Here is a 15,053-nt window from a genome sequence, read left to right as displayed (position 1 = left end):
GTTTCGGGTCCTGAGGGCTGGTGCCGGTGCCGGGTCAGGCGTCCGCGGGTACGGGTTCCGCTCGCTCCGCCTCCACCGGGGCGGCCCGGGTGCGGCCGGTGGATCGGCGGGTGCGGCGCCGGGCCAGCGGCTCGGTGTAGCGGGCGGTGAGCGGGCCGACGACGACGAGGATCAGGACGTAGGCGGTGGCGAGAGGGCCGATGCGGGGCTCGACCGCGACGGCGAGCCCTGCGATGACGATGGAGAACTCGCCACGCGCGACGAGAGTGCCGCCCGCCCGCCAGCGGCCCGCGCCGCGGATCCCGGCACGGCGTGCCGCGTACCAGCCGGTTGCGATCTTCGTGAGGGCGGTGACGACGGCCAGGAGGAGTGCGGGGACGAGGACGGGCGGGATGTCGGCGGGGTCGGTGGACAGGCCGAAGAAGACGAAGAAGACGGCGGCGAACAGGTCCCGCAGGGGCATGAGGAGGTTGCCGGCTCCTTCGGCGACCTCGCCGGACAGGGCGATGCCGACGAGGAAGGCGCCGACGGCCGCGGAGACCTGGAGTTCCTGGGCGAGTCCTGCGATGAGGAGGGTGAGGCCGAGGACGACCAGCAGGAGCATCTCCGCGCTGTCGGAGGAGACCGCACGGCTGATCAGCCGGCCGTGGCGCAGGGCGACGTAGAGGACGGCGCCGACCGTGCTCAGGGAGATCAGCAGGGTGACCGTGCCTCCGGCCAGGCCGACGCCCGCGAGCAGGGCGGTGAGGATCGGCAGATAGACGGCCATGGCGAGGTCCTCGATGACCAGGACGCCGAGCACGACCGGGGTTTCGCGGTTGCCGAGCCTCCGTAGGTCGCCGAGCACCTTGGCGATGACGCCCGAGGAGGAGATCCAGGTGACGCCGGCCAGCGCGACCGCGGCCACCGGGCCCCAGCCCAGGATCAGGGCGGCGAGTGCGCCGGGCACCGCGTTGAGAACGAAGTCGGCCGCGCCGGAGGGGTATTGGGTCTTCAGGTTCGTGACGAGTTCGGAGGCGCTGTACTCCAGGCCGAGCAGAAGCAGCAGCAGGATGACACCGATCTCGGCGCCGGTGGCGGTGAACTCCTCGCTGGCCTGCAACGGCAGCAGTCCGCCACGGCCGAAGGCGAGTCCGGCCAGCAGGTAGAGGGGTATGGGCGAGAAGCCCATCCGTCCGGCGAGGCGGCCGAGCAGGCCCAGGGCGAGAATGATGGCCCCGAGTTCGATGAGCATGGCGGCGGTGTTGTGCACGGGCGTCTGTCCCTCCGGTTCGGATCGGTGACGGCGTCTGTGCCTTGTCGGCGGCGGGCAGGCGAGCAAGCGCTGTCCGTGACGTGCTGAGGCGTGCTGGGGTGGGTGGCGGTACCTGGCGCGGCGTCGGGCGGCATGACAGGCGGCCGTACGCCTCGGGCTGGATGGTCATGCGTCGGCCCGGCGGCCGAACACGGCCGGAGGGCACCCGTGGCAGGCGTCCGACCAGGAGTCAGGCGCTGTGAGCGGCGCTGCCCGAATCGGGCACGCTGTCGCGCGCCGTGTTGTCGATGCGCGCGGTCCTGAACGTCGCCGCACGCATACGGCAGATGGCCGTGACGGCAGACAGGGCAACGGTGCGGACAGCTCGGTCCATCTCCACGTCCCCCCGTCCCCTGAGATGCGGAATCACCACACAGCGAGTCCACGGAATGAGCAGCAAATCGCTCAATAGAGCGAGTGGCTGGGGCTGGAGTTTAGCGCACGACTAACAACGCATAACCCGCTTTTGACTACCTGTCAGGAGGAAAGGAGTCGAACAGCTCACCGGTCATCCCCGCCAGGACCAGGCCGGCGGCGATGAGGAGTCCGTGGGCCAGGACGAGCCCGGCGCCCAGGACCGCCGGGGCGACGACGAGCAGCAGCCATACCGGGTCGCCGACTTCCTCGTCATCAGCCCGAAGACCGTCGAGAGCCACCGCGCCAACCTGCTGCAGAAACTCGGCCTCAGGGACCGCCTGGAACTCACCCGCTAGGCGATCCGGGTCGGTCTGATCGAGCCGTGACATCGGTCGGAATGGAAAGGGCGCGAAGATTGCCGGAACACGGCAATGCGTCCCCCGGCCACCCCGTGTGAACATCCCGTCAGGCGAAGACCGGCGACAGGCGAGAGGGGGACGGTACGCATGGCCTGGTTCCTCGGACTCGGCATCACGGGGGTCGTACTGCTCGCCCTGTCGCTGGTCTTCGACGGGGTACTGGAGGGGCCGCTGGACGGCGTCCTCGACGGATGGCTGTCGCTGCCGGTCCTCGCCGGATTCACGGCGATGACCGGCTTCGGCGGGGCCATCGCCCTGGGCGCCACAGCCGCCGGACCGGCGATCGCCACCGGTGTCGGTGTGCTCGCCGGGCTGGGGACGGCTTGGCTGACGTACCGCTTCGGCCGTGCCCTGATGCGCGACCAGACCGCCGTCACGCCCAACGGCGGCGACCTGGTGGGCTCCTCGGGGAGAGTCGTCACCGCGATCCCCGTCGACGGCTTCGGCGAGGTACTGCTCCAACTCGCCGGTCAGCCGGCGAAGTTCGCGGCCCGCTGTGCCGTACCCGTGGCGCGGGGCGCCGAGGTGTGGGTGGAGTCGGCTCCGACCGCCACGTCGGTCGTGGTCCGCCCTGTGCACCGCTGAGCCCTGCGGCCCTCCCGCCCGCGCACCTTCACTTCCACCACAACTCTCCTGTGATTCGGGGGCAATGCCATGAGTCCTGTCGTCGTAGCGGTCGTGGGGGTCGTCGTACTCCTCACACTTCTGGCCCTTGTCGTGATCACCCGCTACAAGGTGGCCGGACCGAGCGAGGCGTTCATCGTCACCGGCCGGCGCGGCAAGCAGGCCACCGATCCGGAGACCGGCCGGGTCTTCACCGACAACAGCGGCCAGAAGGTCGTGGTCGGCGGCGGTGTCTTCGTCGTGCCGTTCGTGCAGCAGAAGTTCACCCTCGACCTGTCCTCCCGGCACATCCCGGTGGCGGTGCGCGGCGCGGTCACGCTGCGCGGGGTGAAGGCGAATCTGGACGGCGTCGCGATCGTCAAGGTGGGCGGGACGGAGGACTCGATCCGCGCGGCGGCGCAGCGGTTCCTGATGCAGCAGGACGGCATCGTCGGCTTCACCCAGGAGGTGCTGTCGGGCGCACTGCGGGCGATCGTCGGCCGGATGTCGGTGGAGGACGTCATCCGCGACCGGGCCGCGTTCGCGGGGCAGGTCGCCGAGGAGGCGGAGGCGAGCCTGTCCGGGCAGGGCCTGGTCCTGGACGCCTTCCAGATCCAGGACATCACCACCGAGGGCTCGTATCTGGAGGACCTCGGCCGCCCGGAGGCGGCGCGCGCCAAGCAGGAGGCCGACATCGCGGAGGCCGTGGCCCGGCGGGCCGCCGAGCAGGCCCGGCTCAAGGCGGAGGAGGAGATCGCCGTCGCGCAGCGGACCTTCTACCTCAAGCAGGCCGAGATCAAGGCCGAGACGGACGAGGCCGCCGCCCGTGCCGCCGCCGCGGGCCCGCTCGCCGAGGCTGCCCGGCAGCAGGACATCCTCGCCCAGCAGGAGAAGGTCGCCGAACGGCAGGCCGCCCTGACCGACCGTCAACTCGACACGCAGGTCCGCAAGCCCGCCGACGCCCAGCGTTACGCCGCCGAGCAGGAGGCCGAGGCCAAGCGGGTCGCCCGGGTCAAGCAGGCCGAGGCCGAGCGGCTGGCGGCCATCGCCGCGGCCCAGGCGGAGGCCGAGCGTGCCCGGCTGACCGGTGAGGGCGAGAAGCAGCGCCGCGGCGCGCTGGCCGAGGCCGGCGCCATCGAGGGGCTCAAGCAGGGTGAGGCCGAGCGGTCCCGGCGTGCGGCGATCGCGGAGGCGGTACGGCTGGAGGGCGAGGCCGAGGCGGCGGCGATCGCGGCGACCGGCACGGCGGAGGCGGAGGCGATGCGCAAGAAGGCCGACGCGTTCGAGCAGTACGGTGACGCGGCCGTTCTCCAGATGCTCGTCGAGGTGCTGCCGCAGGTCGTCGCCAAGGCGTCCGAACCGCTCAGTGCGGTGGACAAGATGACCGTGATCTCGACCGACGGTGCGGGCCGGATTCCGCGGGCCGTGGCCGACAACGTGGCGCAGGGCCTCGAACTCCTCGGCTCCACCACGGGAGTCGACCTGGCGGAGCTCCTCAAGGGCATCACCCAGCGGTCGGACGCCGGCCGCCCCGAGCCCGCCGCGGCGAACGGAAAGGTCGAGATCACCGGCTGAGTCGGGGCAGGCTGTCCACCGCTTGGCGGATCACGGCACGGGAACCCCGAACAGCCTCTCCTTTCGGCGTGGGAACGCGACGGTGATGTCGAGGCCGCCCTCCGGGCCCTGTTCGGTGACGATCCGGGCCCGGTGGGCGCTGGCGACCGCCGCGACGATCGACAGCCCGAGGCCGTGGCCGTCGTGGCGTGCGGATCGGTGGCCGAGCCGTTGGAAGGGCTGGTACAGGGACGGGATGGCGTCGCGCGGGACCACCCGACCGCTGTTCACGACACGCACCGTGGGCACCCCGCCCTGAAGGTTCGTGGTCACCCGGATCCAGCCGCCGGGGTTGGTGTACCGCTGGGCGTTGCCGACCAGGTTGGTCACCAGCCGCTCCACCAGGCTGCTGTTGCCCTCGGTCGCGGCGGGGTCGAGCTTGACCTCCAGGGCGACGTCCTCGGGCTGGGTGGGTGTGAGAGTGTCGAGGACGTCGGTGACGACCTCGGCGAGGTCCAGCGGCTCGGTCCGGAAGACCCCGCTCTGGCTGCTCGCCAGGGTCAGCAGCGCCTCGATCAGCCGTTCCTGGTCCTCGCCTATGCTCAGGGCCCGCTCGCACACCCCTCGCAGGGCCTTCACGTCCGGGTCCGGTTTGCTCAGCGCGACCTCGATCACCGTGCGTTGCAGGGTCAGCGGTGTGCGCAGTTCGTGCGAGGCGTTGGCGACGAAGCGTCTCTGTGCGTCGAACGCGGCGTCCAGGCGGGCGAGCAGCCCGTCGAAGGTGTCGCCGAGGTTCTTCAGCTCGTCGTCGGCGGGGCCGGGCATCGCGAGGCGCTCGTGCAGATTGTGCGCCGAGATACGCCGAGCCCGTTCGGTCATCACGCGGACGGGCCGCAGCACCCGCCCGGCCACCAGCCAGCCCAGTCCGCCGGAGACGCCGGTCATGACGCCGAGCGCGATCCCGGAGCGGGTGAGCAGAGTGCGCTGTGCCTCCTGCCGCTGGCGGTCGGCGACGTACGAGATCTGGGCCGTCACCTCCTGCACCGCCGGGTTGCGCGAGGCGTTGCCGGTGGTGATCTTGGTGCCTTTGGAGGCGGGGCTCTGCACGACCAGGAGGTAGGTGACGGCGAGCAGGGTCGCGCCCGAGACGAGGAACAGCGTGCCGTAGAGGAGGGTGAGCCGGAGCCGGGCCGACCAGCGGATGCGGAACCGGCCGCCCGGCTCAGATGCGGTAGCCGACATGCGGCACCGTCTCGATCACGGGCGGGTCGCCGAGCTTGCGGCGCAGCCGGCTGATGGTCACCTTCACGGTGTTGGTGAACGGGTCGGTGGCTTCGTCCCAGGCCCGTTCGAGCAGTTCCTCCGCGGAGACGACCGCGCCGCGCGCGGCCAGCAGCAGCTCCAGTACGGCCATCTCCTTGGGCGACAGATCCAGTTGGCGTCCGCCGCGCCAGGCCGTGTGCTCGGCGGGCGACAGCGACAGGTCGTCGTGGGTGAGCACCGGGGGCACGGCGGGGTGCGCGCGCCGGGCGAGAGCGCGGATCCGCGCCACCAACTCGGCGAAGGCGAAGGGCTTGGTCAGATAGTCGTCGGCGCCCAGGCTCAGTCCGTCGACCCGGTCGGCGATGGTGGAGGAGGCAGTGAGCATGAGGATGCGGGCCCGGCAGCCGTGCTTGATCAGCGCACGGCAGACCTCGTCCCCGTGCATCAGCGGGAGGTCCCGGTCGAGCACGATGACGTGGTAGTCGTACACGGTCGCCTGCTCCAGCGCCTGCCGGCCGTCCAGTGCCAGGTCGATGGCCATGCCTTCCTGCCGCAGACCTGCGGCGATCGTCTCGGCGAGTTCGAGGTGGTCGTCGACAATCAGCACTCTCATGCCGGTCAGGATGCCCTGCGACCCATAACAGCGGAATAACGCGTGGAGGGGGTCAAAGAGGCAGGCACGGCTGTTCCCCGGGTGTAACCGCACCCGGCGTACAACTCCGTTCATGTTCTCCACACAACGACGTGCCCTGATCGGGCGCACACTTCTTCCCGTATCCCTGCTCCTCACAGGCGCGCTGATCAGCGGCTGTTCCGGAGAGTCCAAGGCGGCCTCCGACAGCGGCACGTCCTCGGACTCCTCCGGGTCGGCGAACGGCGCGTTCGACCAGGCTCTGGAATTCGCCGAGTGCATGCGCGCGGAGGGCGTACCCGAATTCCCCGATCCGCAGCAGGCCGACGGCGGTATCCGTATGGACGCGGGTGGCGTCGACACCAATTCCGCCGAGTTCCAGGGCGCCATGGAGGCGTGCCGCGACAAGGCGCCGCAGGCCGAGGGCCAGGCCCAGGGCGGCGAACCGCTCGATCCGACGAAGGTCGCCGCCTGGGCGGAGTGCATCCGTGAGAACGGCGTGCCGAAGTTCCCGGACCCGGAGATCAACGGCGGCCAGATGGCCCTCGACTTCGCCGGCGCGGGTCTCAGCATGGCCGACCCGGCCTTCCAGAAGGCGCGTTCCGCGTGCCAGGACAAGTGGCCCGGCGGCGGGATGATGATCCAGGGCGGCGGAGGCCAGTGACCACGCAGGAGGAGGCGGAACACCTCCCTGCCGTGGTGGAGCCCGGCGGGGCGCCCGCGGTCCCGGACGACGACGCGGAACGGGCGCCGGCCGTCGCCGAGGAGGCGGCACGGCCCGCGGCGACCGAGGACACCGACCGCCCGACGGCCGACCGGCGCAAACGCCGTATCCGCCGTACGGCCGTCATCGTGGTGATCGCGATCGCCGTGGCCGCCGCCGCGGGACTCGCCGCGACCGGCGCGTTCAGCGGTGACGACGGGCCCGCCGCCGCTGCCGCCCCCGCGGGGCCCGCGGCGACGACGAAGGTCCAGCGGATGACACTGACCAGCACCGAGACCGTGGACGGCACGCTGGGCCACGGCAAGCCGACCGCCGTCACCAACGGTTCCGCCGCCTCCGCGTCCGGGCAGAGCGGCGGCGGACAGGCCACTGCCGACAGCGAGTTCATCACGTGGGTGCCCGGCGAGGGCGACACGCTCAAGCGCGGCGACACCGTCTACCGGGTCAACGAGCGCAAGGTGCCCCTGCTGTACGGGTCCGTGCCGCTCTACCGCACGCTGGAGCAGGGCAGCGAGGGCTCCGACGTGCGCATGCTGGAGCGCAACCTCGCCGATCTGGGCTACGACGGCTTCGACGTGGACGACGAGTACACCTACGGCACGGCCCAGGCCGTCGAGGAGTGGCAGGACGACCTCAACGCCGAGGAGACCGGGACCGTACGGCCCGGGGACGCGGTGGTCGCCTCCGGTGCCCGGCGGGTCGCGGAGCTGAAGACCTCACCCGGCGCGGTCGCCGGCGGCGAGGTGCTGACCTGGACGGGCACCGAGCGGATCGTCTCCATGGACCTGGACCCGCAGCACGAGGACCTGGTGAAGGAGGGCTCCAAGGCCACGGTCCGGCTGCCGGACGGCAGCACCGTGGTGGGCAAGGTCACCGACATCGGCACCCCGGCCAATGACGCAGCCGCTTCCGGCGGCGGGGCGGGTGGCGAGGGCCAGGGCGCCGACGAAGCAACTCTTCCGGTCCAACTAGAGATCGACGACCAGAAGAAACTGGGCCGCTATCAGGCCGCGTCCGTCGACGTGATCCTGGAGGCCGACAGCCGTCGGGACGTGCTCGCGGTGCCGGTCAACTCGCTGATGGCGCGCCCGGGCGGCGGCTACGCGCTGGAGGTCCCGAAGGCCGACGGCAGCAGCGAGCTGGTGCCGGTGGAGCTGGGCATGTTCGCGAGCGGCCTGGTCGAGGTGAAGGGCTCCGGCATCAAAGAGGGCATGAGTGTGGGGGTGCCCAAGTGACGCCTCATGTGGTCGAGTTGACGGGGGTGTCCCAGCGGTACGGGGACGTCGTCGCGCTGGCCGACACGAATCTGGTGATCGGGCGCGGTGAACTGGTCGCGATCGTCGGGCCGTCAGGGTCCGGGAAGTCCACCATGCTCAACATCATGGGCACGCTCAGCCGTCCGACCTCCGGGCACGTCCGGGTCGACGGTCACGCGGTCGAGGAGCTGAGCGACCGTGAACTGTCCGCGCTGCGCGCCGGCACGATCGGGTTCGTGTTCCAGCAGTTCCATCTCACCGCGGGCATACCGGTGCTGGACAGCGTCGCCGACGGGCTGCTCTACAGCGGCACCCCGCGCGCCAAGAGGCGCCGGCTCGCCGAGACGGCACTGCGCCGGGTGGGGCTCGGGCACCGGCTGTACCACGAGCCGCACCAGCTCTCCGGCGGTGAGAAGCAGCGGGTCGCGATCGCCCGCGCGGTGCTGGGCGATCCTCCGCTGCTGCTGGCCGACGAGCCGACCGGCGCGCTCGACTCCCGCTCCGGCGCGACCGTGCTGGAACTGCTGCACGAGCTGAACGAGGCCGGCACCACGGTCGTAGTCATCACGCACGACCGGGACGTCGCCGGCTCCCTGCCGCGCGAGGTGCGGCTCAAGGACGGGCGGATCGAGCACGACTCCACCGCCGGGCGGATCGAGCACGACTCCACCACCGGCCGGGAGTTGGCGGCCACGCCCTCCGGGGCTGAGCGATGACGGGGTCCGAGGGGCGGGCGGCCGGCGCGCGGCCCCGTCCGGCCCGGATGAGCCCCGCAGACGTGCTGCGGGTGGGCGGGTACGGGCTGCGGGCCCGGCCCATGCGGGTGTTCCTGTCCGCGCTGGGCATCGCCATCGGCATCGCGGCGATGGTGGGCGTGGTGGGCATCTCGACGTCCAGCACCGAAGACCTGGACCGGCGGCTGAGCGCGCTCGGCACCAATCTGCTGTCCGTCACACCGGGGCCGTCACTCAGCGGTGACGCCTCCCATCTGCCGAGCGAGTCGGTGCAGATGGTGGGCAACATACCGGACGTGGAGTCGGTGACCGCGCTCGGCAAGGTCGACGCCAAGGTCTACCGCAACGACCACATACCCGCGGCCGAGACCAGCGGTATCGCCGTCTACGCGGCGAAGACCAACCTGCCCGAGACGACCGGCGCGAAGCTGACCGACGGCCGCTGGCTGAACGCCGCCAACGACCGCTATCCATCCGTCGTGCTCGGCCCCCGCGCCGCCGAACAGCTCGGGGTGCACCGGGCCGGCTCCGACGTCCAGGTGTGGCTCGGCGACCGCTGGTTCACCGTGATCGGACTGCTCGCGCCCAACGAGCTGACCCCGGAGCTGGACACCCAGGCACTGGTCGGCTGGCCCTACGCGGAGGAGAAACTCGGCTTCGACGGCTACCCGTCCGTGATCCACGTACGGGCCGTGGAGGAGCGAGTCTCCCAGGTGCAGGGCATCCTCGGAGCGACCACCAACCCGGAGAAGCCCGACGAGGTGGCCGTCTCCCGGCCCTCCGACGCACTCGCCGCGAAGGAGGCCACGGACGACACCCTGAGCGGACTGCTCCTCGGGCTCGGCGCGGTGGCGCTGCTGGTCGGCGGAGTCGGGGTGGCCAACACCATGGTCATCTCCGTGCTGGAGCGCCGGTCCGAGATCGGGCTGCGCCGCTCGCTGGGGGCCACCCGGGGCCAGATCCGCAATCAGTTCCTGTGCGAGTCACAGCTGTTGTCCGCGCTCGGTGGCGTCGGCGGGGTGACGCTCGGGATCGCGGTGACCATCGGCTACGCCTCCTATCAGGGCTGGCCGTCGGTCGTGCCGGCCTGGGCCATGGCGGGCGGCATCGGCTCGACGCTGATCATCGGAGCGCTGGCGGGCTTCTACCCGGCGGTGCGCGCGGCCCGGCTGCCGCCGACGGAGGCACTGGCGACGCCCTGATCGACAACGTCGTACGACGGCGACGGTCGCGCCCGGATCGCCGGTGCCCCTCGAAAATCCCCCGCAAGGGGCACCGGGCCCGTACCCTCCCCAGCCAGTGGGCCGGGGAGGGTGCCGGTGTGCCACGGCCTTCAGCCCGAAGCCCCGACGAGAGTGGGGCCGGCCTCGTCCCGTACGTCGTCCTCGCGCACCACGTCCCAGCCGGCGGCGGCCAGTTTCTCCGCCAGGGTCTCCGCCTCGGCCGCGGCGAGCTCGAACCGGATGACCAGTGGTCCGTCGCCGCCGTGCGGGCTGACCGGCGCGGCGACGGTGTCCGCGCCGGCGCCGTATCCGGCCGCGGTGTCCAGGAGCCGGGCGAGTTCGCCGGGACGCGCGGTGATGGTGACGTCGACATGGGCGGTGTCGGCGGCGGGCGGGGCCGGCAACGCCTCCAGCGCGGCGATACCGCGCTCCAGCAGACCGGTGAGGTTCCGCCGGCTGCGCGCCCGGTTCCGCGGGTCCCGGACCAACAGGTCCTGTACCGCGGTGAGCAGTTCGGTGAGGTCGGTCTGGAGTGCGGTGAGGACTCCGGCGACCTCGGCGGCGTTGGTCTCGACGATGTCGGTCCACAGCCGGGCCTCGCCCCGTGCGATCCGGGTGGCGTCCCGGAAACCCTGGCCGACGAGGAGTGCGCTGACGGGTGACCGGCCGCCGAGGCGTGCCGCGACCAGGCTGGCCATGAGGTGCGGGGCGTGCGAGGTGAGCGCCACGGTCTCGTCGTGGGCCCCGCTCAGCATGACCGTGGGCACGCCTCCGCACAGGGCGATCAGGTCCAGGGCCCGGTCGAAGGCGGGCTTGGAGGTGAGCCGGGAGGGGGTGAGCACCCACACCCGGTCCTGGAAGAGGTCGGGCCGTGCGGCGAGCGGTCCGGAACGCTCACGGCCCGCCAGCGGGTGTCCGCCCACGAAGTGCGTGGGGCGCGGGGCGCGGGCCAGTACGTCGCGCTCCGGGCCGGCCTTGACGCTGGCCACATCCGTGTAACTGCGCGCGAGGCCCCGCTCCTGCTGCTCCGAGAGCACGTCGGCGACCTTGCTCGGGGGAACGGCGAGCACCGCGAGGTCGACCGGTGCCTCGGGCGGCCGAGCGGTTCCGGCTCCGAGCAGTTCGGCGGTGCGGACCGCGGACGCGCTCGCGTCGAGGAGGTGGACGGTGACGCCGCGCCGGGCGGCGGCGAGGGCCACGGAGGTGCCGATCAGTCCGGTGCCGACGACGGCGAGGGAGCGGATCACGAGACCGCCCCGGCGGCCGCGTCCGCCGGGCTGGCACCGGGCAGGCGTGAGATGACGGCGGCGGCCAGCCGGTCGAGCCCCTCCTCGATCCGCTCCGGGGTCAAGGTGCTGATCGAAAGCCGGAGTTGGCGGGACTCGGTGCCCGCGCCGAAGAAGTGGTGCATGGGCGTGAACAGCACGCCGTGCTCGCGCGCCGCGTGCTCCAGGAAGGCGTCGTCCACCGTGAACGGCACGGTGACGACGACGAAGAACCCGCCGTCGGGTTCGTTCCAGGTCACCCCGGCGTCGTCCCGGAACCGCTTGGCGAGCCCTTGCAGAACCTGCGTCAGATTGCTCTGGTACACCGCGGTTTCCCTGGCGTTGGCGGCCACCAGGCTGAAGTCGTTGGCGATCAGCTTGCCGGCGATGACGGCCTGGGCGATCGGTGAGGTGTTCACCGTCAGCATGCTCTTGATCTTCGACAGCTCGTCGGCGAGCAGTCCGCCGCGCACCGGCTGGTCGGCCACCGCGAAGCCGACCCGCGCGCCCGCGACGCCGCTCTTGGCGAAGGAACCGAGGTAGACGACACGGCCCTCGGTGTCTAGGGACTTCAGCGTGGGCGGGCGTCGGTCCGGGGTGCGGTGGAAGAGCCCGTAGGGATTGTCCTCCAGCAGGAGCAGGCCCTCCGCCGCGGCGATCTCCAGCAGCCGGTGCCGGTCGTCGACGGTCATGCTGACGCCGACGGGGTTGGCGAAGTCGGGCGTGACATAACAGGCGCGCACACGGTGGCCGGCGTCTCGCGCGCTGCGCAGTCGGCGTACCAACTCCCCCAGGTCCAGGCCGTGTTCACCGGACGGCACCGGCAGCACCGGAAGATCGGTGAGCAGGGCGGCGCCGGTGAGGCCGACATAGGTCGGGGACGGGGCCAGCAGCGCGTCGCGGTCGTCGGCGCGCAGGGTGCGCAGCACCAGGAACAGTGCCTCCTGGAAGCCGACGGTGACCACGACGCCGCGCGGGTCGACGTGGATGTCCTCGTCGACGGCGAGGTTCCGCGCGATCAACTCGGTGATGACGCCCTTCGTGTCGCCGTACTGCAGAAGGGTGCGCGACACCTGCTGTTCCGTCATGTGCCGCTCACTTCGCAGATAGCCCTCGAACACCCTTAGATATTCATGGATCTGGTCCGTGTCGAAGAATCCCTCGTAGGGACGTCCGGCCGCGAACGATATTGCCTCGGGATAGTTTCCGGCAATATTGTTGAGCAGATTCATCGACTCCATGGACGCAGCGGAGAGCGAGGCGTGCAGCGGCTCCGAACTCAATTCCGCAAGATTTTTCGGGATCTGCATGGGGGTCAGTATCACGCACTGCGCCAACTGCGACAACGTCTCTCCTTTGACACCCGTGAAACGGCCCTGACCAGTGCCTTCGGGTGCCCTACTTTGACAAGTTCGGTATTCGCCGATCGAGTTGTACGGTTGTGCCGCAAATCCCGATCCTTCTTCGACCCAGGGACCGTCATGAATGATCGAGCGAGCGTGAATCAACCCATCAGTCACTATGCGATCGACTACGTCGAGTTGTATGTGAAGGACCTGGAGGTGGCGGCCCGGGCCTGGCAGGACGCATACGGTTTTTCCGTGGCCGGCGAGAGCATTTCCGCCGACCATCACGGCGTCGCGCTCCGGCACGGCGGGATCAACCTTGTCCTGACGACCCCGCTGAGCGACCGTCATCCCGCGTCGGCGTATCTCCCGGCCCACGGCGACGGGGTCGCCGACATCGCGCTGCGCACCCATGACGCGGGCGCCGCGTACACCGCCGCGGTGGCCGGCGGGGCCCGTGCGTTGCGCAAGCCGGAGCGGCACTCCGGGGACGGGCCGCGAGCGACCGCGCTCATCGGCGGCTTCGGGGACGTCGTCCACACGCTGGTGGAGCGCGAGCCCGGTGCGTCCGGCGGTCTCCCGGCGGGGTACACGCCCGTCGCGAACGAGGAGCCGCACCGGGCCGGCGAGGTGGGGCTGCTGGACATCGACCACTTCGCGGTCTGCCTGCCCGCGGGCGATCTCGAGACGACCGTGCGGTTCTACCGCAACGCCCTCGGCTTCAGCGAGATCTTCGAGGAGCGGATCGTCGTCGGCACGCAGGCGATGGAGTCGAAGGTGGTGCAGAGCCCGAACGGCGTGGTGACGCTCACCCTCATCGAGCCCGACACCAAGGCCGAGCCCGGGCAGATCGACGACTTCCTGAAGAACCACGACGGGGCCGGCGTCCAGCACATCGCCTTCTCCAGCGATGACGCCGTGCGCTCGGTCCATGCGCTGCGGGCACGCGACGTCCGCTTCCTGAAGACGCCGGACGCCTACTACGACCTGCTCGACGGCCGTATCGAGCTCGCGACGCACTCCATCGACATGCTGCGCGAGACGCAGCTGCTCGCGGACGAGGACCACGGCGGACAGCTGTTCCAGATATTCACCGCCTCCACCCACCCCAAGCGCACCCTGTTCTTCGAGATCATCGAACGGCAGGGCGCGGGCACCTTCGGCAGCGCCAACATCAAGGCGCTGTACGAGGCGGTGGAACTGGAGAAGGCCGGGCAGCATGGCCTGCGATGACTCCGGCGGAGGCGCGGCGGCGGTCTGGCTCGACATGGACGACGTCGAGCGGGCCGCCGCCGCGGCGCTGCCGCCCGACGTGTGGGACTTCATCGCCGGGGGCAGCGGCCGGGAGCTGTCTCTCGCGGCCAACCGGACGGCGTTCGACGCCGTGTTCGTGCGCCCCCGGGTCCTCCGGGACGTGTCCCGGTGCGGCACGGAGTCGACGCTGCTCGGGCGGGCGGTGCGGATGCCGGTGGCGATCGGGCCGGTGGCGTATCACCGACTCGTCCGTGCCGAGGGCGAGTTGGCGACCGCGCGGGCCGCGAAGGCGGCGGGGGTGCCCTTCGCCCTGGCGACGCTGAGCAGTGTGCCGGTGGAGGAGGTCACGGCGATTGGCGGCTCGGTGTGGTTCCAGCTGTACTGGCTGCGTGACACCGGGCGGACGCTGGATCTGGTCCGCAGGGCGGAGGACGCGGGCTGCGAGGCGATCGTGCTCACCGTCGACGTGCCGTGGATGGGCCGCCGGCTGCGTGATGTCCGCAACGGATTCGCCCTGCCCGACCACGTCCGCGCGGTCCACCTGGGCGGTGGTGCCTCGACGGCACACCGCGGCGGCGACGGCGCGTCGGCGGTGGCCGTGCACACGGCGGAGACCTTCTCCCGGTCCCTGACCTGGTCGAACGTGGAGCGGCTCCGCGAGTGCACGCGGCTGCCGATCGTGCTCAAGGGCGTGCTGGCTCCCGAGGACGCGCGCCGCGCGGTGGAGCACGGCGTCGACGCCGTGGTGGTCTCCAACCACGGTGGCCGCCAGTTGGACGGCGCGCTGACCGCCGTGGACGCACTGCCCGAGGTGGTGGAGGCGGTCGGCGGCGCCGGCGAGATCCTCCTGGACGGCGGTGTGCGCAGCGGCACGGACGTCCTCAAGGCCGTCGCCCTCGGCGCGTCGGGCGTGCTGGTCGGCCGCGCCCCGGTCTGGGGCCTTGCGGCCGACGGCGAGGACGGTGTCCGGCAGGTGCTGGAGCTCCTGGCCGCCGAAGTGGCGGACGCGCTGGGGCTGGCCGGCTGCGCGGGGGTGGCGGAGGCGCGGGAGCTGGACGCGGTGGTGATACGGGGCCGCCGCTAGCGGAAATCGATCGTGCCCGGCATCAGGGAGATGCCGGGCACCAGCG

13 protein-coding genes and 1 pseudogene are annotated in these 15,053 nt (G+C 71.4%); 9 read left to right on the top strand and 5 right to left on the bottom strand.

Features of this window, described 5'->3' with window-relative positions:
• Positions 1–34: 34 nt before the first annotated feature.
• Positions 35–1,252 (bottom strand): cation:proton antiporter, encoded by a 1,218-nt coding sequence (locus tag PGH47_RS40865; RefSeq protein ID WP_271667698.1) that lies wholly within the window; start codon positions 1,250–1,252, stop codon positions 35–37.
• A 653-nt stretch (positions 1,253–1,905) separates the two neighbouring features.
• Between PGH47_RS40865 and PGH47_RS40860 the strand changes: the two are divergent.
• From PGH47_RS40860 to PGH47_RS40850, 3 genes and pseudogenes are all read left to right on the top strand, one after another.
• A pseudogene (locus tag PGH47_RS40860) lies at positions 1,906–2,007 on the top strand (LuxR C-terminal-related transcriptional regulator); the annotation flags it as partial.
• 150 nt (positions 2,008–2,157) lie between these two features.
• Positions 2,158–2,655, top strand: coding sequence for a hypothetical protein (locus tag PGH47_RS40855; RefSeq protein WP_271667697.1), 498 nt, complete (start codon positions 2,158–2,160; stop codon positions 2,653–2,655).
• 69 nt (positions 2,656–2,724) lie between these two features.
• Entirely contained in the window at positions 2,725–4,248 is a 1,524-nt protein-coding gene (locus tag PGH47_RS40850) for an SPFH domain-containing protein (RefSeq protein ID WP_271667696.1), read from the top strand.
• 30 nt (positions 4,249–4,278) lie between these two features.
• Here PGH47_RS40850 and PGH47_RS40845 read toward each other — a convergent pair whose 3' ends face one another.
• A complete protein-coding gene (locus tag PGH47_RS40845; protein WP_271667695.1) occupies positions 4,279–5,469 on the bottom strand; it encodes a sensor histidine kinase in 1,191 nt (396 codons plus the stop codon).
• Complete coding sequence (locus PGH47_RS40840; protein ID WP_030952744.1) at positions 5,450–6,103, bottom strand: response regulator transcription factor; 654 nt, start codon at positions 6,101–6,103, stop codon at positions 5,450–5,452. The genes PGH47_RS40845 and PGH47_RS40840 overlap by 20 nt, the downstream gene beginning before the upstream one ends.
• Positions 6,104–6,215: 112 nt before the next feature.
• Between PGH47_RS40840 and PGH47_RS40835 the strand changes: the two genes are divergently transcribed.
• Genes PGH47_RS40835 through PGH47_RS40820 form a run of 4 tightly spaced genes read left to right on the top strand, consistent with a single transcriptional unit; the run spans position 6,216 to position 10,037 of the window.
• Positions 6,216–6,785, top strand: coding sequence for a hypothetical protein (locus PGH47_RS40835; protein ID WP_271667694.1), 570 nt, complete (start codon positions 6,216–6,218; stop codon positions 6,783–6,785).
• Complete coding sequence (locus PGH47_RS40830; RefSeq protein ID WP_271667693.1) at positions 6,782–8,080, top strand: peptidoglycan-binding protein; 1,299 nt, start codon at positions 6,782–6,784, stop codon at positions 8,078–8,080. Before PGH47_RS40835 ends, PGH47_RS40830 begins: the two co-directional genes overlap by 4 nt.
• Positions 8,077–8,817, top strand: coding sequence for an ABC transporter ATP-binding protein (locus PGH47_RS40825; RefSeq protein ID WP_271667692.1), 741 nt, complete (start codon positions 8,077–8,079; stop codon positions 8,815–8,817). The genes PGH47_RS40830 and PGH47_RS40825 overlap by 4 nt, the downstream gene beginning before the upstream one ends.
• The gene (locus PGH47_RS40820; RefSeq protein WP_271667691.1) at positions 8,814–10,037 is read left to right on the top strand and encodes an ABC transporter permease; all 1,224 of its coding nucleotides are present in this window, start codon (positions 8,814–8,816) and stop codon (positions 10,035–10,037) included. The genes PGH47_RS40825 and PGH47_RS40820 overlap by 4 nt, the downstream gene beginning before the upstream one ends.
• Before the next feature lie 131 nt (positions 10,038–10,168).
• On the opposite strand, the gene PGH47_RS40815 is transcribed toward PGH47_RS40820, so the two are convergent.
• Both PGH47_RS40815 and PGH47_RS40810 read right to left on the bottom strand, forming a co-directional pair.
• Complete coding sequence (locus PGH47_RS40815; RefSeq protein ID WP_271667690.1) at positions 10,169–11,305, bottom strand: prephenate dehydrogenase; 1,137 nt, start codon at positions 11,303–11,305, stop codon at positions 10,169–10,171.
• The gene (locus tag PGH47_RS40810) at positions 11,302–12,633 is read right to left on the bottom strand and encodes an aminotransferase-like domain-containing protein (protein WP_271667689.1); all 1,332 of its coding nucleotides are present in this window, start codon (positions 12,631–12,633) and stop codon (positions 11,302–11,304) included. Before PGH47_RS40810 ends, PGH47_RS40815 begins: the two co-directional genes overlap by 4 nt.
• A gap of 189 nt (positions 12,634–12,822) precedes the next feature.
• Between PGH47_RS40810 and hppD the strand changes: the two genes are divergently transcribed.
• Both hppD and PGH47_RS40800 read left to right on the top strand, forming a co-directional pair.
• On the top strand, positions 12,823–13,902 hold the full coding sequence (gene hppD / locus PGH47_RS40805) for a 4-hydroxyphenylpyruvate dioxygenase (protein WP_271667688.1): 1,080 nt from the start codon (positions 12,823–12,825) through the stop codon (positions 13,900–13,902).
• The gene (locus tag PGH47_RS40800; protein ID WP_271667687.1) at positions 13,889–15,007 is read left to right on the top strand and encodes an alpha-hydroxy acid oxidase; all 1,119 of its coding nucleotides are present in this window, start codon (positions 13,889–13,891) and stop codon (positions 15,005–15,007) included. Before hppD ends, PGH47_RS40800 begins: the two co-directional genes overlap by 14 nt.
• Positions 15,008–15,053 lie beyond the last annotated feature (46 nt).

Origin of the sequence: Streptomyces sp. HUAS 31 (genome assembly GCF_028198125.1) — a bacterium.
Classification (GTDB): Bacteria; Actinomycetota; Actinomycetes; order Streptomycetales; family Streptomycetaceae; genus Streptomyces; species Streptomyces chartreusis.
Note: the sequence above shows the minus strand (reverse complement) of the source record. Positions and strands in the feature narration are given on the sequence as shown.